Genomic DNA, 26,957 nt, shown 5'->3' on the forward strand with positions numbered 1-26,957 from the left:
TTCGCCATTTCTTTGTGACAAATCCCGCCCTGTGACAAATCTCGAGAGGATCGCCATGCGTCGTCGACGCATCTTCACCCCGTTCGTCGTCGCCGCAATGCTGTCCGTGTCCTCGGTCGGCGTCGCGACGGCCGATCCCGTCGAGCCTGTGGCTCGGATCGTCGACACATCGATCGCGTCCGACACCCTACGAACTCTGAGCGTGGAATCGCCCGCGATGGGGGCCGTCGTCGAGGTCCAGGTGCTCACTCCGGCAGTGAAGACCGGATCCCGGCCGACGCTGTACATGCTCAGCGGCATCGGCGAAGAGGACCCCGACAACAGCATGTGGCTCCGCAAGGGCGGAGCGGCCGAATTCTTCGCCGACAAGAACGTCAACGTCGTGCTGCCTCTGGCCGGCCCCGGCAGCTTCTACACCGACTGGCAGCGCGACGACCCGAAGCTGGGTCGATACCAGTGGGAGACGTTCCTGACCCAGGAGCTGCCGCCGCTGATCGACGCAGCCGTGGACGGCAACGGACGCAACGCGATCGCCGGACTGTCGATGGGCGCGCAGTCGGCCATGATGCTGGCTGCACGTAACCCGGATGTCTACTCCGGGGTGGCGTCGTACAGCGGTTGTTTCGCCTCCTCGGAGCCCATGGGGCAGGCGAGTATCCGCGCGATCGTCGGAGCATTCGGCGGAAACGCCGACAACATGTGGGGTGGCCCGCTCGATCCCGCCTGGGCACAACATGATTCGGTGGTCAACGCCGAAAGCCTGCGCGGCACCGACGTGTACGTGTCGGTGGGAACGGGAGCGCCAGGGCCGCACGAGAGCTTCGACAGCGCGTCGGCACTCGACGTGGTGGTGGTCGGTGGTCTCATCGAGGTGGGCGCGAACTACTGCACCCATCGACTTGCGGATCGACTCGGCCAGTTGAACATCCCCGCCACGTTCGACTTCACCGAGACCGGAACCCATTCGTGGCCCTACTGGGTGGAGCAACTGCCCAAGAGCTGGCCCACGCTGGCGGGATCACTCGGGATCTGAGCTCACCCGCGGTTGGTGTCGCGAAAGTCCTTGGGAGTGCAGCCGAAGCGGGCCCGGAAGGCGCGGCTGAAGTGGGCCGGGTCGGTGAATCCCCAGGACGCCGCCAGGGCTCCGATGGTCGTGCGGGAATTCTGGGGTTCGCACAGAGCGCGTTTGACGCCGTCGAGTCGCTGCATCCAGATCCACTCGCTGGCGGTACAGGGCTCACCGGCGAACGCTCGATGCACCGTACTCAGCGACAAGTGCAGGGACGCAGCCACTTCTGTCACGGTGAGGTCAGGATCCCGCAGCCGCGCGGTCATCGCACGTTTGATCTCACCGAGTCTCTCCGAGGCCGCATACGGCGCCGGCTTCTCGACCCCGGTGAGTCCGACCAGGCCTGCGACCAGGATGTACTCGACGCTCTGCGACACGGCCTCGGCCGAGGCGGTACTCATGTCGGCGTCGTCCATGATCGACGAGATCATGCTGACGAGCAGTTTCCCTGCTCCGTGTCGTCCCGACACCGCCCGCGCGGTCAACGAACCCGTATCCCGGACGAGCGTCCTCAGCGTCGCTCCGGGGAGCATCAGGACGTACTGGGAAAACGGGTCGTCGAAGCGAAGACTGTACGGCCGGGTGGTGTCGTAGAGCGCGAAGTCTCCCGGTTGCAGGACCGCAGTTCGGTCGTCCTGGACGACGAACCCGGTCCCCGACGTCTGGACACTGACCAGGAAGTAGTCGTCACTGGTTCGGGAGATACCTGCAGGCGTTCGCAGCACGCTCTGAGCTGTCGCCGACACTCGCGACAACCCGAGAGTCGCAAGTCCGGTGGACTCGATATGCCCGGTGATGGCCGACGCGTTCTCGGGAATCGTGCACTCGAGATCGACGTACGTCCGACTCACCGCAGCGGTCCAGAAATCGACGCTGTCGGCCAGGTCGACGGAGTCGGTGCGCAGCGGATCGGCCATGTCAGGTACCTCCCGTCTCGTCACAGAGTAGAACGCTCCGCAGCGGTACGCAGCAGACCCGTGCGGTCGTGGCAGCCGAAGTACTCGAAGTACTGCTCGTCCGCCGCTGCCACGGTGACCTCGTGATAGAGCCTCAGCGACGCCGCGGGCCCCATCGTCGACAGATACTTCAGCGCAGCACCGAAGATCGCCACGTGCGTCGGATGCGACTCGGCCCACGCTTCGAGGTCGCTCAGACTGCGCCACCAACTCATCCCGAACGATTTGTCGGTATCGGTGCCGTCGTCGGTCACGACGGTCATGTACCGGTTGGCGAAGCAGCCGATGGCCAGTCCGTCGTCGCGGAGAAAGTCCATGCCGGCCCGCAACACCGGTTCGACGTCCCGCAGGTACATCTCTCGTTCGGACCCGGCCGTATCGGCCCAATCCTGCCCGGATCGGATGAGGCAGAGGTTCTCCTGCGGCACAATCGTGACTCTGTCGCCGTCGCGTACGACCTGAGGCTCCCCGCTGGGGGCAAGTGAGTCGCTCTGCGACAACGGGATTCGATCCCTTACCCCGCCCCAGTAGGCATGCTCTTCGATGGTTCCACTGAGTGAATCCGTCAGAGTGGCAACACCTTCCATGCGGCCGGTGGAAGAGAAGAGTGTCTCGTAGCGGTCGACGGTCGGTCTGATGATTTCGACGAAGCGGCCTCTGACGCTCGTCCAGTGCCGACCGACGGAGTCGAACCAGCGATCGAACACTGCGACGTCGTCCCAGTAGCCGATGAACACCGTCGTGTCGATGCCTTCCTCGTCGGTGTAGCGCGCCCGGTCCGTTCGGGAAGGACCCTCGTCACCCCACGGGGAGGCGTCGGGCAGGCCTTGTATTCCGAAGTAGCCCATCACTACTCGTTCGGTGGATACCGGAAAGCGCGCGACGTACGACGGGAAGGGCGGCTGGTAGCCCTCGGGTGTTCGACGCGGACACGACCGTGGAACGACGAGATGATCGGGGATCGCGGATTCGAGTTCAGACACGGGCCGCGTCCTCGTCGCGAGCGAGCTGTTCGGTGATCTCCAGACGTACCTCGGCGGCGACGTCCTCGGTGAAGTCGTACCGCGCGTTCGCGACAGGCTGCGCACCCGACACGACGCGGTCGCCGGGAGTCTTGTCGAGCCACAGTCTCGTCACGTCCGGACGCGAATAGTGGCCGGCCGGGTCGGCGGCCGCCTTGGCGATCGAAATGAGGCTGGTATCGATGTCGGCGTAGACGATGCCTTCGGCGTCGGGTGCGAGTGGCTCGTGCATCAGTTGGCCGTCTGGCGCGAAGATGCGGGCATGACCGCCGCCTGCGGTGAGCATCGCGCGCTTGGCGTCATCGGTGCACATGATGTCGATCATCTCGGGGGAGACGGTCGCGCAGGGGCTGATGACGAAGCAGCCGCCTTCGACGGCGTAGATGCGGCTGGCAGCGGTGTTGACCTCGGGCCCGAGGGCGTAGGCCGCGCCGGTGTAGAGCGAGAAGCTGGGCCAGGCTCCGATGTGCACCTGCTCGTTCTGGGCGTACATCGCGTACTTCGACAACGGTTGCAGGTGCTCCCAGCAGCACAGTGCGCCGACGCGTCCGAGGTCGGTGTCGTATACCGACAGGTCGGAGCCGTCACCTTCGCCGTACACGGTGCGTTCGACGTGCGTCGGCTTGAGCTTGCGGCGCATCGCGACGGTCTTGCCCTCGGCGTCGATGATCCACTGGGCGATGTAGAGACTGGCCTTGTATCGCTCGCTCAGGCCCATCACGACCATGATGTGGTTGTCTCTGGCGGCCTGCGCAATTCGAGCTGCCTGGGGTGTTCCGTACTCCAGTGAGTTGTCGAAGTAGCGCTGCGTGAACTGAAAACCCCATGCCGGTGCGTCGAGCCAGATGTACCAGGGATAGCCGGGCAGGTAGGTCTCGGGAAACGCGATGAGCTCGGCTCCGGCGCGGGACGCGTCCTCGATCAGGCCGATGGCCTTGTCGATCGATGCGTCGAGATCGAGAAATACCGGCGCGGCCTGGACTGCTGCGGCGCGAAACTGGTGGTGTGTCATTGCGGGCCTTTCGTGTGGGAGGGCACCAGTTTTGCCTGCTGAGAGGCCGATGGATGGCCTCGATGTGTCGGAATAATTGACTCTCCGTCGCACGCCAGGGCGGTGAAACACGGCGGTAACCGGGGCCCGGTGTGTCGACACATATTCGTCATCCCGGCCCGCTGGCTCGGGGCTGAGGACGGTGCGCATCTGCCGCACAATGTGTGCGCGATCACACAAGACCTTCTCGCCTGTCCGGGCGCAGTCTGGACCGGACACGCCACAGGTGCCGCTATCGGCACCCGAGAAGGAGCCAACAAACATGACTGCAGTCCAGGATTCGGCCGCACCGACGTTGCCGACCGACACCGCCACCGAGCTCTACATCGCGGGGCAGTGGCACGGCGCTTCCGACGGAGGCACGTTCACCGACATCAACCCCACGACGGAACAGACACTGGCCGAGGTTGCGGCGGCCACCGCGTCGGATGTCGATGCAGCGGTGCGTGCCGCCCGTGCCCAGCTCGGTGGCGAGTGGGGCGCGACTCCCGGAGCAGTGCGCGGGAAGCTGCTCAATCGGATTGCCGATCTCATCGAACGTGACGGGGACCTGCTGGCGCGGCTCGAGGCTCTCGACGTGGGCAAGCCCGTGGGCCAACCGGCGATGCTCGACATTCCCAATGCCGCAGCCACGTTCCGGCACTTCGCCGGCTGGGCCGACAAGATCACCGGCAGCTCCATCCCCACTGCGGGATACTTCGGGCAGCCGACGCACTCGTACACCGTCCGTGAGCCGGTGGGCGTCATCGGCATGATCGTTCCCTGGAACACCCCGCTGATGATCGCCGCGTGGAAGCTCGCGCCCGCTCTGGCCGCCGGAAACACCGTGGTGATCAAGCCGCCGGAGGATGCGCCACTGTCCATCCTGCATCTGGCTCGTCTGATCCACGAGGCGGGCGTACCTGCCGGAGTGGTCAATGTCGTTCCAGGACTGGGGGAAGTGACCGGAGACGCTTTGGTCGGGCATCCGGACGTCGACAAGATCAGCTTCACCGGCAGTCCTCGGGTCGGCAAGCTCATCGCCAAGAAGGCTGCCGATACGTTCAAGCGGACCACGCTCGAACTCGGCGGAAAGTCCCCGCAGATCATTCTCGAGGACGCGGATCTCGAGGCGGCGATCAACGGAACCGCGATGGGACTGTTCTTCAACCAGGGCCAGGTGTGTGCTGCCGGAACCCGAGTGCTCGTGCATCGCTCGCTGTACTCTCAGGTGGTGGATGGTTTGGCCGCTGCGGCGTCGGCTCAGGTGTTGGGTGATCCGTTCGATCCGACGACGACGATGGGCGCACTGGTCAATTCCACCCAACGCGACAGTGTCCTCGGGTACATCCAGGCCGGACGCGACGGCGGAGCACGGGTGGCGGCGGGCGGCGGGCGGCCCGACGGCGCAGGGTATTTCGTCGAGCCGACGATCTTCGCCGACGCGGACAACAACATGAAGATCGCGCAGGAGGAGATCTTCGGGCCCGTCGGAACGGTGATTCCGTTCGACACCGTCGACGAGGCCATCGCCATCGCCAACGGCACGGTGTACGGGCTGGCCGCCTCGATCTGGACCCGCGACGTGTCGAGGGCGCACACGCTGGCCGCGCAGGTTCGTTCCGGCGCGGTGTGGGTGAATGGTTGGGCGGCAATCGATCCCGCGCTCCCCTGGGGCGGCATGAAATCCAGTGGCACGGGCCGTGAACTCGGGTGGGCCGGTATCGAGGCCAACACAGAGGAGAAGGTCGTCACGATCGTTCTCTAGAGCTTGCGCAGGTGAGCGGGAGTGGAGCCTGCGGAACGACCCAGGTGAGCGGGAGTGGAGCCTGCGGAACGACCCAGGTGAGCGGAACTTCGTAGCAGGGGTCGAGGTTCCGCTCACGTGGGGTAACGCGGTGTTTACCGACGGAAGCGCGATTCGTAACGAGCAGGTCGCAAGATTTAGTTCAACGGACGTAGAACAACGTCCGAACGGATCGGAAGGCGATGATGACGATGCCCGAACCCTAGGTCCGAGCAGGGAGCCGCTACCGTAGGGCTGTGCCGAAGCTCGTGGACCACGACGAACGCCGCCGCGCGATCACCGCGGCAACCTGGCGTTTGATCGCTGCCAAGGGGATCGATGCCGCGAACATGCGGGACATCGCGACCGAGGCGGGATACACGAACGGCGCGCTGAGCCACTACTTCGCGGGTAAGGACGAGATACTCCGCACCGCATTCGAGCACGTCTTCGAGGCAACGAACCGCCGCATCGACGAAGCGCTCGGCGATGCAACGGGATTCGAAGCCCTCCGCATCTTCTGTCGAGAAGTGATGCCGACGACCGAAGAGACTCTGCTCGAGGCGAGAATTGCAGTCTCGCTGTGGCAGCGCGCGATGTACGACGAGCACATGGACGACACGAACCATCGATCCCTGGTGTCGTGGCGGGCGCGGATGGCGGAGTTTCTCGAGCAGGCTCGCGCAGAAGGCGACGCCGGCGACTTCGATGTCGATCTCGCTGTCGAAATGCTGCTCAACATGATGATGGGTATGCAGATTCTCGGCGTGCTCACCCCCGATGACACCACTGCCGGCCGGCAGTTCGAGATGCTCGACCGGTTCATAGCTCAGCTGTAACCACCCTGTGTGCGGGCGACTCATGGTCCCGCATGCCTTCGTTATTCAACGTCTGTAGAACCAACACCCGACCTCGAGGAACATCCATGCCAACCCTCACGCCCCACGCAATCGACCACGCCTTGTCGATGCCCACCGAAGACGAGATCGCACAGGTTCGAGGCATCGTCGACGCCGCCGGATTCGTCACCGCCGCAACGCGGTTCGTCTACGTCGGACTGGACGAACCGGACAAGGCCGAGTTGTATGTCGCCGAACCGTCCACCCGACGCACCTTTCGGGTGCTGTTGCACGACATCTCGACACCCGATGCCGTCGACCTTCTCGTCTCCATCGATGAGCGTCAGGTGATCGGCTCCACCCGGCTCGACGCGATTCGTGACGGCCAGATGCCGGTGCTCGACGAGGAATTCGAGCTCGTCGAGAGTGTGCTCTCCACCGACCCGGACTGGCTTGCCGCGTTGGCCGCCCGCGGACTGGACGTGGCAAACGTTCGAGTGGCACCCCTGTCGGCAGGCGTATTCGACTACCCGGGCGAGCATGGCCGACGCATACTGCGCGGCTTGGCCTTTCGTCAGGACCACCCCGCGGATCACGCGTGGGCGCATCCCATCGACGGGCTGGTCGCGTTCGTCGACGTGATGAACCGGACGGTGGACAAGGTCGTCGATCTCGGTGCGGTCCCCATCCCTGAGGAATCGGGAAACTTCGACGATCTGTCCGTCACCGGCCTGCTGCGCACTACACAGAAGCCGATCGAGATCACTCAACCCGAGGGTCCTAGCTTCACGGTACGAGGCAATCTTGTCGACTGGGAGAAGTGGTCGTTCCGCGTCGGTTTCGACGTCCGAGAAGGTTTGGTACTGCACCAGATCGGCTTCGAGGACGGGGGTACCGTTCGCCCGATCATCCATCGCGCATCGATCGCTGAAATGGTTGTCCCTTATGGCGATCCATCGCCCGTTCGGTCGTGGCAGAACTACTTCGACACCGGTGAGTATCTGGTGGGACGGTATGCGAATTCACTCGAACTCGGCTGCGACTGCGTCGGGGACATCACGTATTTCGATGCTGTGATCGCAAACGAATTCGGCAATCCGAAGACGCTGACCAATGCCGTGTGTATGCACGAGGAGGACTTCGGGGTGCTGTGGAAGCACACCGATCTGTGGTCGGGCTCGCACGAGACCCGCCGCCAGCGCCGACTTGTGATCTCCTTCTTCACCACCATCGGTAACTACGACTACGGCTTCTTCTGGTACCTGTACCTCGACGGCACCATCGAATTCGAGGTCAAGGCAACCGGAATCGTCTTCACCTCCGGGCATCCCGGTGGTGACTACCCCTACGCAACAGAGATCGCCCCTGGACTCGGAGCGCCGTGCCACCAGCACCTGTTCAGTGCGCGACTCGACATGATGGTCGACGGCATCGGCAACTCCGTCGAGGAGATCGAGACCCGCCGGGTGCCGATGGGGCCGGACAACCTGCACGGCAATGCCTTTGCCCTGCAACACACCCCGCTCGGCACCGAATCCGAGGCCCAACGCGTCGCCGACGGCACGGTCGGCCGCGTCTGGCACGTCACCAATCCCACCTCGTTGAGCCGGCTCGGAAAGCCCGTCGGATACACGCTGCACCCCGAGGGTCAGCCGCTGCTGCTGGCCGATGACAACTCGTCGATCGCACGACGGGCCACGTTCGCCACCAAGCATCTGTGGGTGACGCAGTTCGACCGGAGCGAACGTTATGCCGCAGGTGACTTCGTCAACCAGCATCATGGGGGAGCCGGGCTGCCGGCATTCGTAGCATCGAACCGTAGCCTCGTCGACGAGGACATCGTGCTGTGGCACACGTTCGGGCTCACCCACTTCCCGAGACCGGAGGACTGGCCGATCATGCCGGTGGACTACACCGGGTTCAAGCTCAAGCCCTCGGGGTTCTTCGACCGCAACCCCACCCTCGATGTGCCGCGCTCGACGTCTACGCACTGTGCCGTCTCCAGTTGCGCAGGCGGTGAGCAGAATGTCTGAAACACAGTCGAATTCGGCAGGCGCACTGCGCGGTTCCATCGGCGTCGTCGGGATCGTGTTCTTGGTCATCGCCGCTGCGGCACCGTTGACCGCCATCGGTGGTGCTCTGCCGGTCATGATCGCGACGGGCAACGGTGCAGGCGCTCCGCTCGCCTACATCGTCGCGGCGATCGTCCTGCTGATCTTCAGCGTCGGCTACGCGGCCATGAGCCGACACATGGTGGACACCGGTGCGTTCTACGCCTACGTGGAGAAGGGGCTGGGGAGAACCATGGGCCTCGGTGCCGCGGGTCTGGCGCTGCTGACGTACACCGCCATTCAGGCGGGCATCTACGGCCTCGCTGCATCGACCGTCGACAGCCTGGTCGTGAAGTACGGCGGTCCCGACCTGCCGTGGTGGTTGTGGGCGCTCGGGCTCGTCGCGATCGTGGCGCTGCTCGGCTACCGCAGCATCGATCTCGGTGCCAAGGTGCTCGGGGTCCTGCTGGTGCTCGAGATCGGCATCATCGTGATCCTGTCGATCGCGGTGTTCGCCAAGGGCGGTGCCGCCGGCATCGACGTCGAATCCTTCACGCCCTCGGCCTTCTTCAGCGGATCCCCGGGAATCGCCCTGATGTTCGCCATTGCGTCGTTCATCGGTTTCGAGGCCACCGCGATCTACGGTGAGGAGGCACGTAACCCCACTCGGACCGTTCCGATCGCGACCTACGCCGCCGTCGTCACCATCGGATTGGTGTATGCGGTGTCGAGTTGGGCCGTGGTACTCGCCTTCGGCAGTGCGTCCGTCGCGCAGGCCGCTGCCGACGACACGGCGGGATTGACCTTCACGGCTGCAGCCCAGTACTTGGGCCCGATGTCGGCGGACATCATGGAAATAATGTTGGTCACCAGTCTCTTCGCCGCCCTTCTCGCGTTCCACAACGCCATCGGCCGGTACGTCTTCGCGCTCGCTCGCAAAGGTGTCGCCCCGTCGATGCTGGCGCGCACGCACTCTCGGCACGGCTCGCCGCACATGGGGTCGCTGTTCCAAACTGTCTCGGCGACGGTGGTTCTTGTTGTCTTCGCGGCCGCAGGAGCCGACCCGGTGTTGCAGCTGTTCACCTGGATGTCTGGACTGGCGACCGTGAGCATCCTGGTTCTGATGATCCTGACGGGTGCCGCGATCATCGCGTTCTTCCGTCGATCGAGCGTGGATGCGCGCACCTGGCACACCCTTGTCGCCCCGGCGCTCGGAACCCTGGGGCTCGCGGCGATCCTCGGTCTCGTGTTGGACAATTTCACGCTGTTGATCGGTGGTTCCGAAGTGCTGGCCGCCTTGCTGTTGATCGTCGTTGCGGTGTTCTTCGTCGGCGGGCTCCTCGTGGCTCGGCTGGCTGGATCTCGCGCCCTCGATCTCGAGCCGACGGGCTGACACCGATGGTCATGACGGTGCTGATGGCGTTCGGTGCAGTGGGTGCTGTTCTTCCGCTGCTCGGACGCGGCAACCACACGGGGCGGGTGCGGTGGGCACACCTGTGCATGGGCACCGTCATGGCGGCCATGGTGGCGTTCGGTATGGATTCCACCATCGCAATGGTGGCGAGTCTTGCACTCATCGTGGCGGCTCTGTATGTGACCACAGGCATTTCGCGGCCGTCGCCGTCGGGTCCATGCGTCGTCGACCTGACCTGTATGGCTGTCCTGCTGTTGCTCATGCCCTCGGTCCATACCCATTCGGCAGCCGAGGCGGCCCCGGCGGCTCCGATGCATCGCCATGGACCAGGTCTCGATCCGGGTCTCGTCGTAGTGGCCCTACTCGCAGTGTGGATCGGATCGACGCTCTACATGTTTCACCGGAACCGCTCGGGCCGACGGGCCGCGGCCGGTTCCCTTCTCATGATCATCGGAATGGCACCCGTAGCTATCTGATTCCACTATCCAGGAGACAACAATGACTACAGCAGACATCGTCTATCGCAACGGCGCAGTGTTCGTCGTGGACACGGATTTCACGATCGCGAGTGCGCTCGCGATCGCCGACGGCGTTGTTCTGGCCGCCGGAACCGATACCGACATAGAGGCGTTCGTCGGGCCGCGAACCGTGACAGTCGATCTCGCAGGCAAGACCGTTCTGCCGGGCATCAACGATTCGCACCTGCACGCGGTGGCGTTCGGACTGGACACCCCACCGCTGTCGCTCGACCTGAGCTTTCCGACCGTTCGATCGATCGCCGACGTGGTCGACGCGGTGGCCGGCGCGGTGGCGAAAGCGGAGCCCGGAGAGTGGATCGTCGGAACAGGCTGGGACGAAGGCTATCTGGAGGAGTGCGTAGCCGACTCCGCAGTGCGACCGACGCGATTCGATCTCGACTCTGTCTCGCCCGACAACCCGGTGTTCCTGCAGGACTTCTCCCGGCACGTCTCGTGGGTGAACACCGTCGCTCTCCAACACGCGGGGGTGGACGAGAAGACGGCCGTGCCGGACGGGGGAGTGATGCCGACGGACGCATCGGGCCGACTGATCGGCATCCTGCAGGAGGGGGCGCAGAGTCTCGTTCAGTCTGCCCTGCCGAAGCTGACACGCGAACGGCGAACGGAAGCAGTACGATCCGCGATCTCCATCCTGCAGCGGGAAGGAATCACCAGCTTCACCGACCCAGCTCTCGGGCCGGGCGGCGAAGATCTGGCCGGCGGTGCGATGGGTGAGGAGGGCCTGTCGATCTACGCCGACCTCGCCGCGGCAGGTGACCTCGGCATTCGCGTCTCGGCGCTGATGCTGCCCACCGGAATGAGCGGAACTGCAGAAGAATTCGAGAAGAACCTCAGCACCATCGAACCGCCGTCGACCGCGGATCCGCGCATGTTTCGGATCCTCGGCGTGAAGGTGTTCGCCGACGGTATCCCGCCCAGCAAGACGGCGTGGATGCACGAGGAGTACGTCGGTGGCGGGTGCGGATCACTCTGCGTGGGTGGTGACACCGACGAGCGTCGGGTGCACGAGGTGACCGAGATGATCCGGATCGGGCACGAGGCCGGTCATCAGATCGGCGTGCACGTCACCGGTGACAGAGCCATCGACACGGTCGCCGACGCATTGATCGCGGCGCAATCGTCCCATCCGCGTGACGACGCGCGGCACTACCTCATCCACGGCGATTTCATCAGTGCACAGACTCTTGCCCGGCTGGCCGAGCACAACATCGGCGTCAACATGAATCCGACGATCAAGTGGACGATCGCGGACTTGGAGGAGGGCGTCGTCGGGGTCGAGAGAGCAGCGTACGAGTGGCCGTACCGCAGTGCGATCGAGTCGGGCGTGGCCCTTATGAGCTCGTCGGATGCGCCGGTCACCACACCGGACTGGCGTCAGGGCATCTCGACGATGATGCTGCGGGAGAGCCGGGCATCCGGCCGGGTCAGTGGGCCGGAGCAGACCATCGGATTGGCCGACGCCGTGCGGACCTACACGATCAACCCGGCGTGGCAGGACTTCGCGGAGGACTGGAAGGGCTCACTCGAGCCGGGAAAAGTAGCCGACCTGTGCATTCTGGACGGTGATCTGACGGTCATGGATCCGCACGATATTCCCTCGGTCGAGGTTGTCTCGACCGTGGTCGGAGGTGTGGAGGTATTCCGCAGCTCCACCTGGCTCGACCACTGAGCGAGGGCGCGTCTGGCCCAGAATGTGTGCGCTCAGCTACATGTTTCCGTCGCGGTGATCGGCGATTGTTGTGTCGACGGTCACAACAGAAAGAAGCAGCGCATGTCGACGAATTCGACGGATTACATCGTAGTGGGAGCAGGTTCGGCGGGAAGTGTCATCGCTAGGAGGCTTCTCGACGCGGGACATACCGTCCACGTGATCGAGGCAGGTCCCGTGGATACCGACCCGGCGATCCACTCACCTCAGGGCTGGCCGACGCTGCTGGGCGGGTCGCAGGACTGGGGGCTGTTCACCACCCCGCAGAAGCACGCCAACGATCGCCGGATCTTCTGGCCCCGCGGGCGGGTACTCGGCGGCAGCTCGTCCCTCAACGGAATGATCTACGTGCGTGGGCATTCCAGCGACTACGATGGCTGGGCCGCCGCCACCGGTGACACCGGATGGTCGTGGGAGAACGTGCTGCCGCTGTTCAAGCGCTCGGAGTCACACGAACTCGGTGCCAACGAGTTCCACGGCGGCGACGGCCCGCTGCCGGTGTCGATCATGGGAACCCCGCACCCGCTGGCAGCGGCCTTCGTCGACGCGGCCGTCGAACACGGACACAAGCTGATCGACGACTTCAACGCCGACGAGATGGTGGGTGCCGGCTACAACCACACCACCACTCGCGACGGGGAGCGGATGAGTGCGTGGAAGAGCTTCGTCGGCCCGGTGCTCGACAATCCCGATCTGACCGTCACCACCGGAGCGCTCGTTCATCGCGTGGTGCTCGAGAACGGCCGAGCTGTGGGAATCGAGTTCAGCCGAGGCGATGCCGAACCACAGCGAGCGTTCGCCGATCACGAGGTCGTCCTGTGCGGCGGTGCCCTCGGCTCTCCGAAGGCATTGCTGCTCAGTGGAATCGGTCCAGCCTCGCACCTCGCGGCACTCGGAATCGACACGGTCGTCGACCTGCCGGGTGTGGGTGAGAATCTGCACGATCACCTGCTGCTCAGCAACATCTACGAGTCGATCGAGCCGCTCGCCGCCGGAACCAACAACCTGCTCGAGGCACAGCTGTATGCCCGCAGCACCGGATGGGCCGGCGCTGCCCCCGATCTGCAGCCGCTGTTCATGCACATTCCGTACCCCGCCGACGGGTACCCGGTGCCCGAGAACGGTTACACGATCGCCCCCGGAATCGTGGCTCCGCGCTCGCGCGGCACGCTCCGGCTGGCGTCCTCCGATCCGAGCGAGCTACCGCTGGCGGATCCGAACATTCTGGCCGATCCGTACGACCTCGAAGCGATGGTCGACGCGGTGGAGATCTGCCGCGAGATCGGTGCGTCCGACGCGTTCGCGCCGTGGCGGAAGGCCGAGGTGGTTCCGGGACCGAGTGCGCGTACACGCGACGACCTGCGGGCATATGTTCGCCAAACCGCCGGTACCTATCACCACCAGGTCGGCACCTGCAAGATGGGTGCGGACTCGGATGCCAATGCTGTTGTCGGAGCGGATCTTCGAGTTCGTGGCGTCGACGGACTGCGGGTCGCGGACGCGTCGATCATGCCCACGGTGCCGTCGGGCAACACCAACGCGCCATCCATCATGGTGGGAGAGAGGGCCTCGGATCTGATCCTGGGAAGCTAGGGGACCGGACAGGCTTGTTGCACCCGCGAAACGTGGAGGTGACGTCACCGAAGTGCAGTGACGTCACCATGGATGGTGCATGCCTCGTGCGGAGGTCATCGGTATTCGAGCGGAGTCGACATGGTCGTGCACGATTTGTCCACCCACCGTCGAAGCGATCGATTCGAGGTGTGGCGGGAGGTGATCTGCCGTGAGTTCACTCCGCTCACACCCGAGACCGAGTCGATCGTCGACGGCGGTTTTGATGCCCGCGTCGAATTGAGGCCACTCGGGTCGACCAATCGCGCCGTGCTCGAGTCCGTAGGGCAACGCATCGCGCACGGAGAGAAGGAAGTAGCGCACACCGGTGAGGGCGTCTACTTCGTGAACGTCCAATTGGCCGGTACCTGTCGGGTTCGCACGGAATCTGCAGGTGCCGTCAATGTCGTGCCCGGTCAATTCACCGTTGTGGACACCACTCGTCCGTACTGGTTCGACTACGAGGGTCCCTGGCGCGTCATGTCCTACCAGGTCCCGCACAGCTGCCTGGCGCAGTCGGGCCTACCGCAGGCACCGACGATCGGACGTCCGTTGGATACGTGTGCGGGTACCGGCCTGGCACTGACGTCGATAATGAAAGCTCTGTGGGAGCTCGCCCCGGATGAGTCGACGTCGTCAGGCTTACATCTCGAGCGCGCTTTCTATGCCACTGTTGCGGCAGTTCTCGGTGAAACGTGGGGGACTGCCGCAGACTCGTCGAGCGCGATCACAGCGGCGGCGACCGAATACATCCGCACGCATCTGGGTGACCCAGAGTTGTCCGTTTCGGTTGTCGCGCGCGCGTTGTCGGTGTCGCCGCGGACCGTCCACTACGCCTTTTCCAAGGGAGCGTCGTTTGCCACGGTGTTGCGTGAGCACCGACTGGCTGCGATCGCCGCTGTGCTGAGAGATCCGAACAACTCGGCCGGTATCTCGCGGATTGCGATTCGCCACGGCATGGTCGATGCGAGCTCGTTCAGTAGGGCCTTCCGACAGCAGTACTCGATGTCTGCACGCGACTATCGGGCACAGGCGCGCCGCTCGGCGTGAGGACCCGGGGACGTTGCGCACACAGCACATAGTCTTGCGCTGCACAGCAAGACCATCGGAGTGCTCCGGCGGTGAAATGGGAGTCTGCAACTCGCCGACTGGAAGAGGACGCCCCATGCCCATCAGTTTCGATCTCACCGACCAGCAGGAAGCACTGAAGAAGGGCGCGCGTCAGTTCGCCGACACCTATCTCCACGACCTGTCCGCACAGGTGCGATCCACGCCGGACCCACTCGAACGCGCTCTGTTGGCCCGACCGGTATTCGAGAAAGCGGTGGAAGCGGGATTTCTGAAAGGCTTGATTCCGATTCCGTTCGGTGGACTCGCCTCGAGCGGTGTGGACGCAGCGCTGTTCGTCGAAGAATTCGCCTCTGCCAGTCCAGATTTCACGATCAGTCTGGCGGGTCCCCTGATAGCTCTGGCTCCGGTGTACGAGGCCGGGACCCCGGAGCAGATCGCCCGTTTCGTCGCGCCGTTCCTGGTCGACGCCGGCAGCCCGGTGGCTGCCATGGCGTACAGCGAACCCGGTGGCAGTGCCAATTTCGACGCGCCGCCGCCTGCCGAAGGGACCCGGACAACCGCAATTCTCGACGGCGATCACTGGGTTCTCGACGGCGAGAAGGTCTGGGCGTCACATCTGGGAGGGTGGGACGGATCGGGACCCGACATCATGACGGTCGTGTGTCGGACTCCCGGTGGCGTCTCGATCATCGTCGTCGAGCGCGAACAGCTCGCGACCGGTTTCTCGGTGGAAGAGGTGTACGACCTACCCGGCCTCAAGGGGTGCCTGACCTCACGCGTCAGATTCGACAACGTCCGCGTCCCGAAGTCCAACCTGATCGGGGAGGAAGGGCAGGGAGTGCAACTGACTCGCAACGCATTCTTGGCGAGCGGTGCATCGATCGGAACGTTCTCCGTCGCCGCCATGCGCCAGGCCTTCGCTGCGGCATTTGCGTTCGCCACGTCGGAGAAGAGGGGCGGGCCGGTGCCGATCATCGACCATCAAGCGGTCGCCGACGTGCTCACCGACGCGAAAGGCAAGATCGAAGCGGTTCGACTGCTGTCGTGGCGCGCGCTCGACGCGGTGATGTCACAACATCCGAGCGCACTCGAAATGGCTCTGCACGCCAAGATCTTCGGATCCGAGACCGCGGTCGCGGTCATCAACGACCTGGTCAAGATCGTCGGCGTCGAGGCGTACAACCCGAGCTTCCCGATACTGCGGTATCTGGCGGACGCCACTGCGTACCCGATCATCGAGGGCAGTAATACCGGTGTACGTCGTCGGCAGATGCACGACGTGATGCGAACTGTTGGATGGGACCCACTCGCTGCGTCCGGGATGGCGTGAGGGCTCCCGCTCACCCGGCGCGATACGCGCGCGGCGACATGCCGTAGGTCTCCTTGAACAGTTTCGAGAAGTTGGAGGAATCGATCAAACCGTGACGCGCGCAGATGGTTCCGATACTGTCTGCGGCGAAACGGGGGTCGCGGAGATCGCGGTGGCACCGATCGAGTCGCCTGGATCTGATCCAGCCCGCCACCGTGCGACCGTCGGCCTCGAAGAGTTTCTGTAGGTACCGTACCGAGATGTGCAGTCGCGCAGCGAGAGTGGCGGTGGAGAGCGTCGGATCGTCGAGATGTGACTCGACGAGACTCTTGGCCTCGAGCAGCAGCGTGGAACCCGGTGCGTAGTCGGGTGCAGCATCGTCGAGGGCGGCGCACAGCAGATCGAGTACCGCGTTCTCGAGCATCGGTGCCGTCGGCAGTGTTCCGTCGACGGTGGTGCGGCGCAGCCCGTGCAGGAACGGCGACACCAGCGCGCCCACACCGTGATCGCCGTCGATTCGACGGGCGGCGACGGTCGTCAACTCGCGAGAGGCCAGGTGCAGTGCCTCGCGTGGGAACATCACCACGAACATCGCGAAGTCCCCGGCGAAATGCAGATCGTACGGCGCGCTGGTGTCGTACACCGCGAAGTCGCCCGGATGCAGTACGGCCTCCCGATCGTTCTGCACGATCGTCCCGGATCCGCTCAGCTGAAGGCCGACCTTGATCAAGCCGGGATCGGCACGCTTGATGGTGGCACGAGTGCGCCGGACATCGACCTCACGGCCCGCAACCTCACTCAGTTGCAGCGATCCCAGAGTCGACGACACCAGAGTGCCCTCGAACGACGACGGCCCGGTGGACACAGCGTCGAGCGGCACGAACGCCGTGGAGACGTTCTCGCGCCAGTGCTCGAAATCCTGTGCCACCGGGCTCATGTCATACGGCCGGGCGGTTGTCGATCAGCCTGCGGGCCTTGCCGATGGACCGTTCGAGGGCGGCCGGTGCCACGACGTCGACTCCAACGCTGACGCCGATGCGATCCTTGACGAGCTTCTTCAGCGTTGCCGCCGCCATCGGATGCGTGTCGAGCGCGGCGTCGGGGCGGGCTTCGACGAGGACGGTCAGGGTGTCCATGCGTCCGGCGCGTTCGAGCACGCACTGGAACTGCGGAGCGAGGGCGGGAACGGTGAGAATCAGCTCCTCGATCTGAGTCGGGAAGAGATTGACGCCACGCAGAATGATCATGTCGTCGGTGCGGCCGGTGACCTTCTGCATCCGACGCATCGTGCGAGCCGTACCTGGCAGCAGTCGCGTCAGATCGCGGGTGCGGTACCGGATGATCGGCATCGCCTCCTTGGACAAGGACGTGAACACCAATTCACCCTCCTCACCGTCGGGCAGAACCTCGCCGGTCACCGGGTCGATGACCTCCGGGTAGAAATGATCCTCCCAGATGTGGAGTCCGTCCTTGGTTTCGACGCATTCCATTGCGACGCCCGGTCCCATGACCTCGGACAGGCCGTAGATGTCGACGGCGTCCATGTCGAGAGTCTTCTCGATCTCCTTGCGCATCTCCTCGGTCCAGGGTTCCGCGCCGAAGACGCCGGTCTTCAGCGAGGTCTTGGCCGGGTCGATGCCCTTCTTGACCATCGCGTCCACGATCGTGAGCATGTACGACGGTGTCACCATGATGGCGTCGGGCTCGAAGTCCTCGATCAGCTGGATCTGACGATCGGTCATGCCACCGGACATCGGAATCACTGTGCAGCCCAGTCGTTCTGCACCGTAGTGTGCGCCGAGACCGCCGGTGAAGAGGCCGTAGCCGTAGGCGACGTGCACCTTGTCCGACGGCTTGACGCCACCGGCCCGGAGACTGCGGGCGATCAGGTCGGCCCAGTTGCTGATGTCGTTCGCGGTGTAGCCGACGACCGTGGCTTTGCCGGTTGTTCCCGAGGACGCGTGGATGCGCGAAACCTTGTCCTGCGGCACCGCGAACATCCCGAACGGGTAGTTCTCGCGTAGATCCTTCTTGGCGGTGAAGGGGAACTTCGCGAGATCCGACAGATCCTTCAGATCAGTCGGGTGCACACCGGCGTCGTCGAAGGCCTTCTTGTAATGAGCAACGTTGTCGTACGCATGCTGCAGCGACCACTGCAGGCGCTCCAGCTGAAGGGTGGATATCCGGTCTCGCGAGGCGAACTCGATGTCGGGGGTGTCGGTGGGGGTGGACAGCACACTGGTCATGAGGGTTCTCTCGGTCTCAGGCGTCGAAGTCGACGGTCACGGTGTCGCTGACGGGGAAGGTCTGGCAGGTGAGCACGAAGCCGGCGTCGACTTCGTTGTCCTCAAGCGCGTAGTTGCGGCGCATGTCGACGTCGCCGAAGGTGACCTTCGCGCGGCAGGTGCCGCACACGCCGCCCTTGCACGCGAAGGGGAGATCGGAGCGCAGCTGCTCGGCCGAATCGAGGATCGACTCGTCCTGAGGCAGTGCACCTTTCACCTCACGTCCGTCGAGGATGATCGTGACCTCGCTGCTGGGCCCGGTGATGCCGGGCTCGCGGTGCTTCTCCTGCGGCGGGGGCACGTCGTCGACATAGAACAGCTCGGCGTGGATGCTGGTCTTCGCCACACCGAGGTCTCCGAGGACCTGTCGGGCATCGGTGACCATCCCGAACGGGCCACACAACCAGAAATGATCGATATCCGGTGTGGCGACGACGGTGTCGAGTATCTCGCGCAGTCGTTCGGCGTCGAGTCTTCCGCTGAACAGTTCGACCTCGCGCGGCTCCCTGGACAGGACGTGAATGACGTCGAACCGGCTGCCGTACTGGTCCTTCAGGTCCGCGATCTCCTCGGCGAACATCACCGTTCGCGTCCGCCGATTACCGTACAGCAGAACCACTTCGGCGTCGGGGTTGGTCAGGACCGAGGCTGCAATCGACAGCATCGGGGTGATGCCCGAGCCGGCCGCGATGAGAACGTGCCTGCCGGCCGTAGCCGGATCCGCGTGGAAATTGCCGGTGGGGCCCTGGACGTCGATACGGTCGCCGGCCTTGACCTCGTGGACGAGCCACGAGGAGAACAGGCCGTCGGAGACCTCACGGACGCCGACCCGGGGACGCGCGCCGGCCGGGGCGCAGATCGAATAAGAGCGACGGTGCTCGATACCGTCGACGGTCCGGCTGAGCATCAGCGACTGACCCGGCTTGAAATCGAACTCCGCACGCAGCTCATCGGGCACATCGAACGTGACGGCGACGGCGTCGTCGCAGAGCGATTCGACGTCGGCGACGGTCAACGTGTGGAAGGGCTTGTTGCGCAGGTTCTTCAGTTCCGGCTCGGCAGTGACGGTCATCAGATTTCCTTCACGTGGTCGAAGGGTTCGAGGCAGTCGTCGCACCGGTACTGGGCTTTGCACAGCGTTGCGCCGAATTCGGATGTGAGGCGGGTGTTCGCGGAACCGCACCGAGGGCAGTCGATTCGGCGCGGCTTCACGTTCAGGGTCAACGGAACCGGGCCGGAGGTACGAGCAGGAGCCGGTCCCGGTGTGGAGTAACCGGTCTCGCGAAGTTTGCGCAGGCCCTCCTCGGAGATCCAGTCGGTGCTCCATGCGGGGGAGAGGCTGGTGACGATCTCGACATCCGCGTAGCCGTGATCCTGGAGCTTGTGGGCGATGTCGTCGCGCATCGTCGCCATCGCGGGGCAGCCGGAGTACGTCGGGGTGATGGTGACGAGCACACTGCCGTTCTCGCGTACTTCGACGTCGCGCAGGACGCCGAGATCGTCGAGAGTGAGCAGTGGCATTTCGGGATCCATGACGGTCGCGGCGATCTCGCGTGCGGTTTTCTCGAGTGTGGTCACCAGACCCCCTCCGGATGCGCTCTCGCCACGACCTGCATCTCGGCGATCAGCGGCCCGAACGCTTCGGTGTGGATTCCGCGCCGGCCCCCGCGGCCACCGATGGTGCCCACGGACTTGCCCTCGGGGGCGTCCAGCTCTGCGGCGTGAAGTACCTGCGCCAGAATGGAATCGAACTCCTCGCGCACGTCACGGGGATCGACGGCGACACCGACCCCAGCCAGCGCGATTTCCTCGTCCGTCGGGACGAACAGTTCGGAGACGTACGGCCAGATTCGCGTCACGGCCTCGCGGACACGTCGCTTCGATTCATCGGTTCCGCAACCCAGGGTGACGACCCAGCGAGCCGCGTAATCACGGTGGTAGGTCAGCTCTTTGACGCCCTTGCTCGCAACCGCGGCGAGAACGGGATCCCGGGATTCCTGCAGGCGAGTGAAGACGGCGAGCCGCCACGTCGAGAACACCAGCAGGCGAACCTGGGATTTCGCGAAGTCTCCATTGTCGAGCTCGGTGAGTCGCACGTTCCGGAAGTCGGCGTCGTCGCGGAAGAACGAGAGTGCATCCTCGGCCGGTGCGGGCGAGGTGTCCGCGATGAACGGCACGACCGTCGGGTCGGCTTTGGCGGCGCGGGCCAGCAGTAGCCGGGCCTGGCCGAGGAGATCGAGGCCGACGTTGGCCAGTGCCACTTCTTCTTCGAGTTCCGGTGCGCGGGTGCTCCACTCGGCGAGGCGTTGCGAGCTGATCAGCGCATCGTCGCCGAGCATGAGGCAGTACGCGGCAAGGGCTTTCAGGTCGACGTCGTCGGGCACGGTGGTGTCGACTCCGGCGAGCGGGTCGTCGAAGCTCGTCCCGAATGCCCACTGCCCGTGCGAGTCCTCGTCGACGAGGCCCTCGTAGGCGCTGTCGTGATCAGTCATGAGTGCTTGTCCTCTTGAAGTGTGGGTCTCACATGTGGGGAACGTTGTCGGGGATCTCGTAGAACGTCGGGTGGCGGTACACCTTGTCGCCACTCGGTGCGAAGAACGGATCCTTCTCCGACGGAGACGACGCGACGATCGAGTTGGACGGAACGACCCAGATGCTGACGCCTTCGTTGCGTCGCGTGTAGACGTCGCGAGCATGCCGCAGCGCCATGTGGTCGTCGGCAGCGTGGAGCGATCCGACATGCACGTGGTTCAGGCCGCGCTTGCCGCGCAGGAACACTTCGTACAGGGGCCAATCTGCCTTGACGGCTTCCCTTTTCGGCTCGACCGGAACACCCTCGGTGGGCACCGCTCCGTGGCCGCCCTCGGCGGTGAATTCGGTCATGATGCTGCGTTCCTTTCGGCGAATGCGGTTGCGGCCTCACGGACCCAGGCTCCGCCGTCGTGAGCTGCGCGCCGGTTCGCGATGCGCTCGACGTTGGAGGCACCGTTGCCCTTGATCACCTGCATGAACTCGGACCAGTCGGGCTCGCCGAAATCGTGCGACTTGCGCTCCTCGTTCCACTTCAGGTCCGGGTCGGGGAACGTGACTCCGAGAGCCTTCGCCTGCGGGATGGACATGTCGACGAAGCGTTGGCGCAGTTCGTCGTTGGTGTGGCGCTTGATGCCCCACTTCATCGACTGCTCGGTGTTGGGGGACTCGTCGTCCGGCGGGCCGAACATCATCAGAGCCGGCCACCACCAGCGGTTGACCGATTCCTGAACCATGGCGCGCTGTTCGTCGGTGCCGCGCATCATCGTGGCGAGCAGTTCGTAGCCCTGGCGCTGGTGGAACGATTCTTCCTTGCAGACCCGGATCATCGCGCGTGCGTACGGACCGAAGCTGCTGCGGCACAGGGGAACCTGGTTACAGATCGCCGCACCGTCGACCAGCCAGCCGATGGTGCCCACGTCGGCGTACGTCAGGGTGGGGTAGTTGAAGATCGAGGAGTACTTCTGCTTGCCCTCGATGAGCTTGACCGTCAGGTCGGCGCGGTCCGCTCCGAGCGTTTCCGCGGCGGAGTAGAGGTAGAGACCGTGACCGGCCTCGTCCTGCACCTTGGCCATCAGGATCGCCTTGCGGCGCAGCGACGGCGCACGGGTGAGCCAGTTGCCCTCCGGCTGCATTCCGATGATCTCGGAGTGCGCGTGCTGAGCGATCTGGCGAATGAGCGACTTGCGGTAGCCGTCGGGCATCCAGTCACGAGGCTCGACGCGCTGCTCACGGGCGATGGTCTCGTCGAACCCGTCCTGCAGCGTCTCGGCGGACAGGGTGTTTGACGTGGTCATAAGTCCTACTTTCATTACCGAATGATCGGTTGGTAACCAGTATGCCTCGAGTGCAGCTCCGCGCACAAGAGCGGCTGCGCCGCAGGTGCGCGGAACTTCGTAGCAGGGATCGAGTTTCCGCTCACATGCCGACGAAGGAGGCTCTCTTCTTGACAAGGAACGCGTCGACAGCCGCTTTGTGGTCCTGCGTCTGGCCCAGGGCGGTCTGCGCCTGCGCCTCGCGGTCCAGTGCGTCGGACAGTCCGGATCGAGCGATCAGTGCCTTGACCTGTTTGTAGGCCTGGGTCGGTCCGGCTGCGAGTGACGCGGCCAGTGTGCGCGCTGTCTCGAGAACATCCGCATCGTCGACGACGCGATGCACAAGGCCCCAGTCGAGGGCCTGTGCGGCGGTGGCCTTGTCGCCGAGCAGCATCAGGCCCGCGGCTCGGCTCGATCCCAGTGCCTCGACCAACGTGTAGCTCAATCCCGAGTCGCTGGCCAAGCCGATGCCGGTGAATGCCGTCGCGAACGACGACTTGGTACCGGCCACTCGGATGTCCCCGGCCAGTGCGATCCCGAGGCCTGCGCCGACGCATGCGCCGGGGATCGCGACGACGATCGGAACTTCGAGGGCAGCGAGTCCTCGAATCACCGGGTTGTAGTGCTCGCCGACGGTGTCCATCGCCGTGGCCGGATCGGCTTCGAGTGCGGAGACGTGCTCACCGAGATCCTGGCCGACACAGAAGTTCTTGCCTTCGGCGGTGATCAGCACGGCGCGCACCTCGGGTGCAGCGGCGCTCTGAACGGCCTCCGCCAACGCGACCTTCGTCGCGACGTCGAGGGCGTTGTGCGCCTCGGGGCGAGCGAGGGTGATGGTCGCCAAGCCGTCGGCGACGTCGAACCGTACTGTCATGCGTTCGTCCAATCGTGAAAGCCGCGACCGGACTTGCGTCCGATGTCGCCGCGAGCAACCATGTCTCGCAACAACTGCGGGGGAGTGAACCTGTCGCCGAGGGTCGACGCCAGGTGTTCTGCGATCGCGAGCCGAACGTCCAACCCCACGAGGTCGGTCGATCGCAGCGGACCCATCGGGTGCTTGTAGCCGAGTTCCATGGCGCGATCGATGGATTCGGCGTCGGCGACGCCTTCCTCCAACATGCGAATGGCTTCGAGCCCGAGGCACACTCCGAGGCGCGAGGTAGCGAAGCCGGGTGAGTCGTTGACGAGCACCTCGGTCTTGCCCAGGAGCGACACCCACTGCTGTACTCGCTCCACCACGTCGGGGGAGGTGGCAGGCGCGCGCACGATCTCGACGAGAGTCGACGCCGGAACCGGGTTGAAGAAGTGCATCCCGATGAAGCGGCTCGGATCACTTAGTGCTGCGCCGAGTTCGGCGATGGAGATCGAGCTCGTGTTCGACGCGATGACCGTGTTGTCGGATGCGACTTTGTCTATCAGAGCCAACACCTCGACCTTGAGCGACGGGATCTCGGGCACCGCTTCGACAATCAGGTCGAGGTCGGCCGGGAGTTCCGCGGGCCCGGCGACGGTGGAGACCCGGGCGAGAATCGCAGCGGGATCCTCGCTGAGTTTGCCGCGCTCGTGCGCCCGGTCGAGTCCGGTCGAGACTCGGCCGAGGGCTGCTTGTTGGTCGGCGGCTTCGGCGATGACGACGGTGGAACCGAGGGCCGCGAACACCTGCGCGATACCTGCACCCATGCGGCCGCCACCGACTACACCTACTGCGCGAGGAGCTGTCATTTCTTCTTCTCCAGAAATGCCGTCATTCGGCGTTGTTTGTCTTCGGTCTCGAACAGAACAGCCTGCGCGATGTCGTCGGCCCACGGGTGCGAACCGGGCGCATCGAGAATCTTCTTGGTCAGCTTCAGTGCCAGCGGTGCTTGCTTGGCAATGCGATCCGCGAGGGAATGCGCTGCGGCCAAAGGCTCGTCGACGACGTCCAGCACCAGGCCGGAGCGGAGTGCCACCTCTGCGTCGAGCGTCCGGCCACCGAGGAGTACCTGCTTGGCGACGGACACTCCCACCAGTGTCGGCAACCGGTAGCTGGCCCCGGCGGCAGCCATGATGCCCAGGCCCGGTTCGGGATTGCCGAACACGGCCGTCGGCGACGCGATACGGATGTCGCAGGCGTAGGACAGCTCGGCTCCGCCCCCGAGGGCGTAGCCGCGCACCGCAGCAATGGTCGGCAGGGGCAGTGCGGCGATGCGGTCGAACAGGTTGCGGTTGATGCCGCGCAATGCGTCGTCGCGGGTGCGGGCCCGCAGCTGATTGATGTCGGCACCGCCGGCGAAGTGCTCGCCCGCGCCGGTCAGGATGACGATTTTCGGATCCTGCTCCACGAGCCCGCACACCTCGTGCAGCTCGCCGATCATCTCGGAATCGATTGCGTTGCGCTGCTTCTCGCGATTCAGGGTGACGACAACGCGGTCAGTCAGCTCCTCCACGACAAGTGTGTTCACGGTGCCTCGATCAACATCGACACGCCTTGCCCGACGCCGACGCAGAGCGTCGCGAGCCCGCGGGACGCCTTCTCACGTTCCATGCGGCCCAACAGCGTCAACAGGATTCGGGCACCCGACGAGCCGAGGGGGTGGCCGAGGGCGATGGCCCCGCCGTCGGCATTGACGATGTCCTCGTTCAGTTTCAACTGGCGGATGACGCCGAGTGACTGCGCCGCGAAGGCCTCGTTGAGCTCGACGGCACCGAGGTCGTCGGCAGACCACCCGGCGCGAGCGAGTGCCTTCTGTGTGGACGGCACCGGCCCGAGTCCCATGATGTGCGGTGCGATGCCTGCGCTCGCACTGGTGACGATGCGGCCCCGTACCTCGAGGCCGTACTTGTTCACGGCCTCCTCGGAGGCCACCACCAGCGCCGACGCACCGTCGGTGAACGGTGAGGACGTTCCGGCGGTGACGATGCCGTTCTTGCGGAACACGGTCTTCAGCGTGCCGAGCTTCTCGAGTGTGGTTCCGCGTCGCGGTGTCTCGTCCTCGGTGACCTCGCCGTTCTTGGTCGTGACGGGCACGATCTCGTCGGCGAAGCGTCCGGCATCCTGGGCGGCGATGGCACGCTGCTGACTGCGGAATGCGAAGGCATCGGACTCCTCGCGGGTGATGCCCTCGCTGAGCGCGACCTCCTCGGCGGTTTCGCCCATCGACAGAGTGATCTTGGGATCGGTCCCCGCGTCGTGCGCGGCGAAGGTCGGATTGGTGAAGCGCCAGCCGAGGGAGGTATCGAAGATCTCGCCCGGCTTGGCCCACGCGGTTCCCGGCTTGGCCATGACCCAGGGTGCGCGGGTCATCGACTCGACGCCACCGGCGACGATGATGTCGGCCTCGCCGCTACGAATGGTGCTCGCGGCGTTGGCCACTGCCGTCAGTCCGCTCGCGCACAGTCGATTGACGGTGTAACCCGGCACCGTGTGGGGGAGTCCTGCGAGCAGAACCGCCATTCTCGCTACGTCTCGATTGTCCTCGCCTGCCTGGTTCGCGGCGCCCAGAATCACTTCATCGATCCGGTCGACGGGCACACCCGCTCGCCGGACCGCCTCGGCGACGACCAGCCCGGCCAGGTCGTCGGGACGCACCGAGGCAAGGGCTCCGCCATAGCGTCCGTGCGGGGTGCGTGCGCCGGCAACGAGAAATACTTCGCCCACTGGAGATCTCCTTCGTACGGTTGCGTCATTAATAACCGAACATTCGGTCGTTTGGCAAGGTTTGCTGCACACGGTGCTGTGGAATCGGGCGTCGACTGAGAAGATGTGGCAATGACAACCGCACGCGCGCCGCGCAAGACCGGACAGCCAGGGCGGCCGGGATATGACCTGGACTCGCTCTTGGCCGTGGCGGTCAAGGTCTTCAACGACCGTGGATACGACGGAACCAGCATGGAGGTTCTGGCGAAGCGGCTCGGCATCACCAAGTCCTCGATCTATCACCACGTGTCCGGCAAGTCCGAGTTGCTCGAACTCGCGCTGTCGCGGGCTCTCAATGCCCTGTTCGCCGTCACGACCGAGGATCGGGCCACGACAGGGCGATACATCGACCGCCTCGAATACCTGGTGCGACGCAGTGTGGACATCCTGTGCGCGGAACTGCCCTACGTGACGCTATTGCTCCGCGTGCGAGGCAACACCGACGTCGAGCGGCGCGCGCTCGCCCGCAGGCGTGAATTCGATTCCTTCGTCACCGGGCTCGTGGTGGCCGCGGCCGAAGAAGGCGACCTGCGTCCCGGTGTCGACCCGGCGCTGGCGTCGAAGCTGGTGTTCGGCACGGTCAACTCGCTCATCGAGTGGTACCGCCCGCGCACCGGCGGATCCGTGGAGGAATTGGCCGACGCGGTGGTGGTGCTGACCTTCGACGGGTTGCGTCGCACGTAGCAGAACGAGTCTTGACATCTCGGCGTTCGACGGCGATGGTAATTACCGACCGAACGTACGGT

At 64.7% G+C, this 26,957-nt stretch carries 25 protein-coding genes; 11 read left to right on the forward strand and 14 right to left on the reverse strand.

The annotated features are described in order from the left end of the window. Positions 1-55 precede the first annotated feature (55 nt). Positions 56-1,033, forward strand: a complete 978-nt coding sequence (locus tag CH271_RS14725) for an alpha/beta hydrolase (RefSeq protein WP_052047322.1) — start codon at positions 56-58, stop codon at positions 1,031-1,033. A 2-nt stretch (positions 1,034-1,035) separates the two neighbouring features. On the opposite strand, the gene CH271_RS14730 is transcribed toward CH271_RS14725, so the two are convergent. Genes CH271_RS14730 through CH271_RS14740 form a run of 3 tightly spaced genes read right to left on the reverse strand, consistent with a single transcriptional unit; the run spans position 1,036 to position 4,059 of the window. Then, positions 1,036-1,986 (reverse strand): helix-turn-helix domain-containing protein, encoded by a 951-nt coding sequence (locus tag CH271_RS14730; RefSeq protein WP_037187511.1) that lies wholly within the window; start codon positions 1,984-1,986, stop codon positions 1,036-1,038. Positions 1,987-2,006: 20 nt separating this feature from the next. Next, positions 2,007-3,008 carry a phenylacetaldoxime dehydratase family protein gene (locus tag CH271_RS14735; protein ID WP_094634072.1) on the reverse strand — a complete coding sequence of 334 codons (1,002 nt, stop codon included), beginning with the start codon at positions 3,006-3,008 and terminating at the stop codon, positions 2,007-2,009. Continuing rightward, positions 3,001-4,059: a carbon-nitrogen hydrolase family protein gene (locus tag CH271_RS14740; RefSeq protein ID WP_094634073.1), complete on the reverse strand. Its 1,059-nt coding sequence runs from the start codon at positions 4,057-4,059 to the stop codon at positions 3,001-3,003. Before CH271_RS14740 ends, CH271_RS14735 begins: the two co-directional genes overlap by 8 nt. A gap of 301 nt (positions 4,060-4,360) precedes the next feature. On the opposite strand from CH271_RS14740, the gene styD reads away from it, so the two are divergent. The 9 genes from styD (at position 4,361) to CH271_RS14785 (ending at position 16,426) form a co-directional block, all read left to right on the forward strand. Further along, positions 4,361-5,845 carry a phenylacetaldehyde dehydrogenase StyD gene (gene styD / locus CH271_RS14745; RefSeq protein ID WP_094634074.1) on the forward strand — a complete coding sequence of 495 codons (1,485 nt, stop codon included), beginning with the start codon at positions 4,361-4,363 and terminating at the stop codon, positions 5,843-5,845. Between the two features lie 287 nt (positions 5,846-6,132). Continuing rightward, positions 6,133-6,702, forward strand: coding sequence for a TetR/AcrR family transcriptional regulator (locus CH271_RS14750; RefSeq protein WP_082323530.1), 570 nt, complete (start codon positions 6,133-6,135; stop codon positions 6,700-6,702). A gap of 86 nt (positions 6,703-6,788) precedes the next feature. Further along, a complete protein-coding gene (locus CH271_RS14755) occupies positions 6,789-8,735 on the forward strand; it encodes a primary-amine oxidase (protein ID WP_094634075.1) in 1,947 nt (648 codons plus the stop codon). Further along, on the forward strand, positions 8,728-10,146 hold the full coding sequence (locus tag CH271_RS14760) for an APC family permease (RefSeq protein WP_094634076.1): 1,419 nt from the start codon (positions 8,728-8,730) through the stop codon (positions 10,144-10,146). The genes CH271_RS14755 and CH271_RS14760 overlap by 8 nt, the downstream gene beginning before the upstream one ends. A gap of 11 nt (positions 10,147-10,157) precedes the next feature. Further along, the gene (locus tag CH271_RS14765) at positions 10,158-10,643 is read left to right on the forward strand and encodes a hypothetical protein (RefSeq protein WP_143546060.1); all 486 of its coding nucleotides are present in this window, start codon (positions 10,158-10,160) and stop codon (positions 10,641-10,643) included. Between the two features lie 22 nt (positions 10,644-10,665). Then, positions 10,666-12,375 (forward strand): amidohydrolase, encoded by a 1,710-nt coding sequence (locus CH271_RS14770; RefSeq protein ID WP_094634078.1) that lies wholly within the window; start codon positions 10,666-10,668, stop codon positions 12,373-12,375. 102 nt (positions 12,376-12,477) lie between these two features. Then, positions 12,478-14,007: a GMC family oxidoreductase gene (locus CH271_RS14775; RefSeq protein WP_094634079.1), complete on the forward strand. Its 1,530-nt coding sequence runs from the start codon at positions 12,478-12,480 to the stop codon at positions 14,005-14,007. 120 nt (positions 14,008-14,127) lie between these two features. Then, the gene (locus CH271_RS14780; protein WP_170945868.1) at positions 14,128-15,075 is read left to right on the forward strand and encodes a helix-turn-helix domain-containing protein; all 948 of its coding nucleotides are present in this window, start codon (positions 14,128-14,130) and stop codon (positions 15,073-15,075) included. 115 nt (positions 15,076-15,190) lie between these two features. Further along, positions 15,191-16,426 carry an acyl-CoA dehydrogenase family protein gene (locus CH271_RS14785; protein WP_094634081.1) on the forward strand — a complete coding sequence of 412 codons (1,236 nt, stop codon included), beginning with the start codon at positions 15,191-15,193 and terminating at the stop codon, positions 16,424-16,426. A gap of 10 nt (positions 16,427-16,436) precedes the next feature. Here CH271_RS14785 and CH271_RS14790 read toward each other — a convergent pair whose 3' ends face one another. The 11 genes from CH271_RS14790 to CH271_RS14840 form a co-directional block, all read right to left on the reverse strand. Beyond that, positions 16,437-17,342, reverse strand: coding sequence for a helix-turn-helix domain-containing protein (locus CH271_RS14790; protein WP_094634082.1), 906 nt, complete (start codon positions 17,340-17,342; stop codon positions 16,437-16,439). Between the two features lies 1 nt (position 17,343). Further along, positions 17,344-18,651 (reverse strand): phenylacetate--CoA ligase PaaK, encoded by a 1,308-nt coding sequence (gene paaK / locus CH271_RS14795; protein WP_094634083.1) that lies wholly within the window; start codon positions 18,649-18,651, stop codon positions 17,344-17,346. A gap of 16 nt (positions 18,652-18,667) precedes the next feature. After that, the gene (gene paaE / locus CH271_RS14800; protein ID WP_094634084.1) at positions 18,668-19,762 is read right to left on the reverse strand and encodes a 1,2-phenylacetyl-CoA epoxidase subunit PaaE; all 1,095 of its coding nucleotides are present in this window, start codon (positions 19,760-19,762) and stop codon (positions 18,668-18,670) included. Further along, positions 19,762-20,223: a 1,2-phenylacetyl-CoA epoxidase subunit PaaD gene (paaD, locus tag CH271_RS14805; protein WP_094634118.1), complete on the reverse strand. Its 462-nt coding sequence runs from the start codon at positions 20,221-20,223 to the stop codon at positions 19,762-19,764. Before paaD ends, paaE begins: the two co-directional genes overlap by 1 nt. A 41-nt stretch (positions 20,224-20,264) precedes the next feature. Then, positions 20,265-21,182, reverse strand: a complete 918-nt coding sequence (gene paaC, locus CH271_RS14810) for a 1,2-phenylacetyl-CoA epoxidase subunit PaaC (protein ID WP_094634085.1) — start codon at positions 21,180-21,182, stop codon at positions 20,265-20,267. 28 nt (positions 21,183-21,210) lie between these two features. Further along, on the reverse strand, positions 21,211-21,573 hold the full coding sequence (gene paaB / locus CH271_RS14815) for a 1,2-phenylacetyl-CoA epoxidase subunit PaaB (protein WP_032404451.1): 363 nt from the start codon (positions 21,571-21,573) through the stop codon (positions 21,211-21,213). Then, entirely contained in the window at positions 21,570-22,517 is a 948-nt protein-coding gene (gene paaA, locus CH271_RS14820) for a 1,2-phenylacetyl-CoA epoxidase subunit PaaA (protein WP_008712389.1), read from the reverse strand. Before paaA ends, paaB begins: the two co-directional genes overlap by 4 nt. 121 nt (positions 22,518-22,638) lie before the next feature. Further along, a complete protein-coding gene (locus CH271_RS14825) occupies positions 22,639-23,409 on the reverse strand; it encodes an enoyl-CoA hydratase/isomerase family protein (protein ID WP_094634086.1) in 771 nt (256 codons plus the stop codon). After that, entirely contained in the window at positions 23,406-24,257 is an 852-nt protein-coding gene (locus tag CH271_RS14830; protein ID WP_094634087.1) for a 3-hydroxyacyl-CoA dehydrogenase family protein, read from the reverse strand. Before CH271_RS14830 ends, CH271_RS14825 begins: the two co-directional genes overlap by 4 nt. Further along, a complete protein-coding gene (locus CH271_RS14835) occupies positions 24,254-24,976 on the reverse strand; it encodes an enoyl-CoA hydratase/isomerase family protein (RefSeq protein ID WP_094634088.1) in 723 nt (240 codons plus the stop codon). Before CH271_RS14835 ends, CH271_RS14830 begins: the two co-directional genes overlap by 4 nt. Beyond that, entirely contained in the window at positions 24,973-26,172 is a 1,200-nt protein-coding gene (locus tag CH271_RS14840; RefSeq protein ID WP_094634089.1) for a thiolase family protein, read from the reverse strand. Before CH271_RS14840 ends, CH271_RS14835 begins: the two co-directional genes overlap by 4 nt. Positions 26,173-26,283: 111 nt before the next feature. On the opposite strand from CH271_RS14840, the gene CH271_RS14845 reads away from it, so the two are divergent. Next, positions 26,284-26,895: a TetR/AcrR family transcriptional regulator gene (locus CH271_RS14845; protein ID WP_094634090.1), complete on the forward strand. Its 612-nt coding sequence runs from the start codon at positions 26,284-26,286 to the stop codon at positions 26,893-26,895. Positions 26,896-26,957: the final 62 nt, after the last annotated feature.

Origin of the sequence: Rhodococcus sp. 05-340-2 (genome assembly GCF_002258915.1) — a bacterium.
Taxonomy (GTDB): domain Bacteria; phylum Actinomycetota; class Actinomycetes; order Mycobacteriales; family Mycobacteriaceae; genus Rhodococcoides.

Coding starts and splice junctions, on each gene's coding strand:
- CH271_RS14845 (WP_094634090.1), top strand. CDS start 26,284: ATGACAACCGCACGCGCGCCGCGCAAGACCGGACAGCCAGGGCGGCCG.
- paaB (WP_032404451.1), bottom strand. CDS start 21,573: ATGACCGAATTCACCGCCGAGGGCGGCCACGGAGCGGTGCCCACCGAG.
- paaK (WP_094634083.1), bottom strand. CDS start 18,651: ATGACCAGTGTGCTGTCCACCCCCACCGACACCCCCGACATCGAGTTC.
- paaC (WP_094634085.1), bottom strand. CDS start 21,182: ATGACTGATCACGACAGCGCCTACGAGGGCCTCGTCGACGAGGACTCG.
- CH271_RS14725 (WP_052047322.1), top strand. CDS start 56: ATGCGTCGTCGACGCATCTTCACCCCGTTCGTCGTCGCCGCAATGCTG.
- paaA (WP_008712389.1), bottom strand. CDS start 22,517: ATGACCACGTCAAACACCCTGTCCGCCGAGACGCTGCAGGACGGGTTC.
- paaE (WP_094634084.1), bottom strand. CDS start 19,762: ATGACCGTCACTGCCGAGCCGGAACTGAAGAACCTGCGCAACAAGCCC.
- CH271_RS14755 (WP_094634075.1), top strand. CDS start 6,789: ATGCCAACCCTCACGCCCCACGCAATCGACCACGCCTTGTCGATGCCC.
- CH271_RS14825 (WP_094634086.1), bottom strand. CDS start 23,409: ATGACAGTACGGTTCGACGTCGCCGACGGCTTGGCGACCATCACCCTC.
- CH271_RS14740 (WP_094634073.1), bottom strand. CDS start 4,059: ATGACACACCACCAGTTTCGCGCCGCAGCAGTCCAGGCCGCGCCGGTA.
- CH271_RS14830 (WP_094634087.1), bottom strand. CDS start 24,257: ATGACAGCTCCTCGCGCAGTAGGTGTAGTCGGTGGCGGCCGCATGGGT.
- CH271_RS14770 (WP_094634078.1), top strand. CDS start 10,666: ATGACTACAGCAGACATCGTCTATCGCAACGGCGCAGTGTTCGTCGTG.
- CH271_RS14785 (WP_094634081.1), top strand. CDS start 15,191: ATGCCCATCAGTTTCGATCTCACCGACCAGCAGGAAGCACTGAAGAAG.
- styD (WP_094634074.1), top strand. CDS start 4,361: ATGACTGCAGTCCAGGATTCGGCCGCACCGACGTTGCCGACCGACACC.
- CH271_RS14765 (WP_143546060.1), top strand. CDS start 10,158: ATGACGGTGCTGATGGCGTTCGGTGCAGTGGGTGCTGTTCTTCCGCTG.
- CH271_RS14760 (WP_094634076.1), top strand. CDS start 8,728: ATGTCTGAAACACAGTCGAATTCGGCAGGCGCACTGCGCGGTTCCATC.
- CH271_RS14730 (WP_037187511.1), bottom strand. CDS start 1,986: ATGGCCGATCCGCTGCGCACCGACTCCGTCGACCTGGCCGACAGCGTC.
- paaD (WP_094634118.1), bottom strand. CDS start 20,223: ATGGATCCCGAAATGCCACTGCTCACTCTCGACGATCTCGGCGTCCTG.
- CH271_RS14775 (WP_094634079.1), top strand. CDS start 12,478: ATGTCGACGAATTCGACGGATTACATCGTAGTGGGAGCAGGTTCGGCG.
- CH271_RS14780 (WP_170945868.1), top strand. CDS start 14,128: ATGGTCGTGCACGATTTGTCCACCCACCGTCGAAGCGATCGATTCGAG.
- CH271_RS14790 (WP_094634082.1), bottom strand. CDS start 17,342: ATGAGCCCGGTGGCACAGGATTTCGAGCACTGGCGCGAGAACGTCTCC.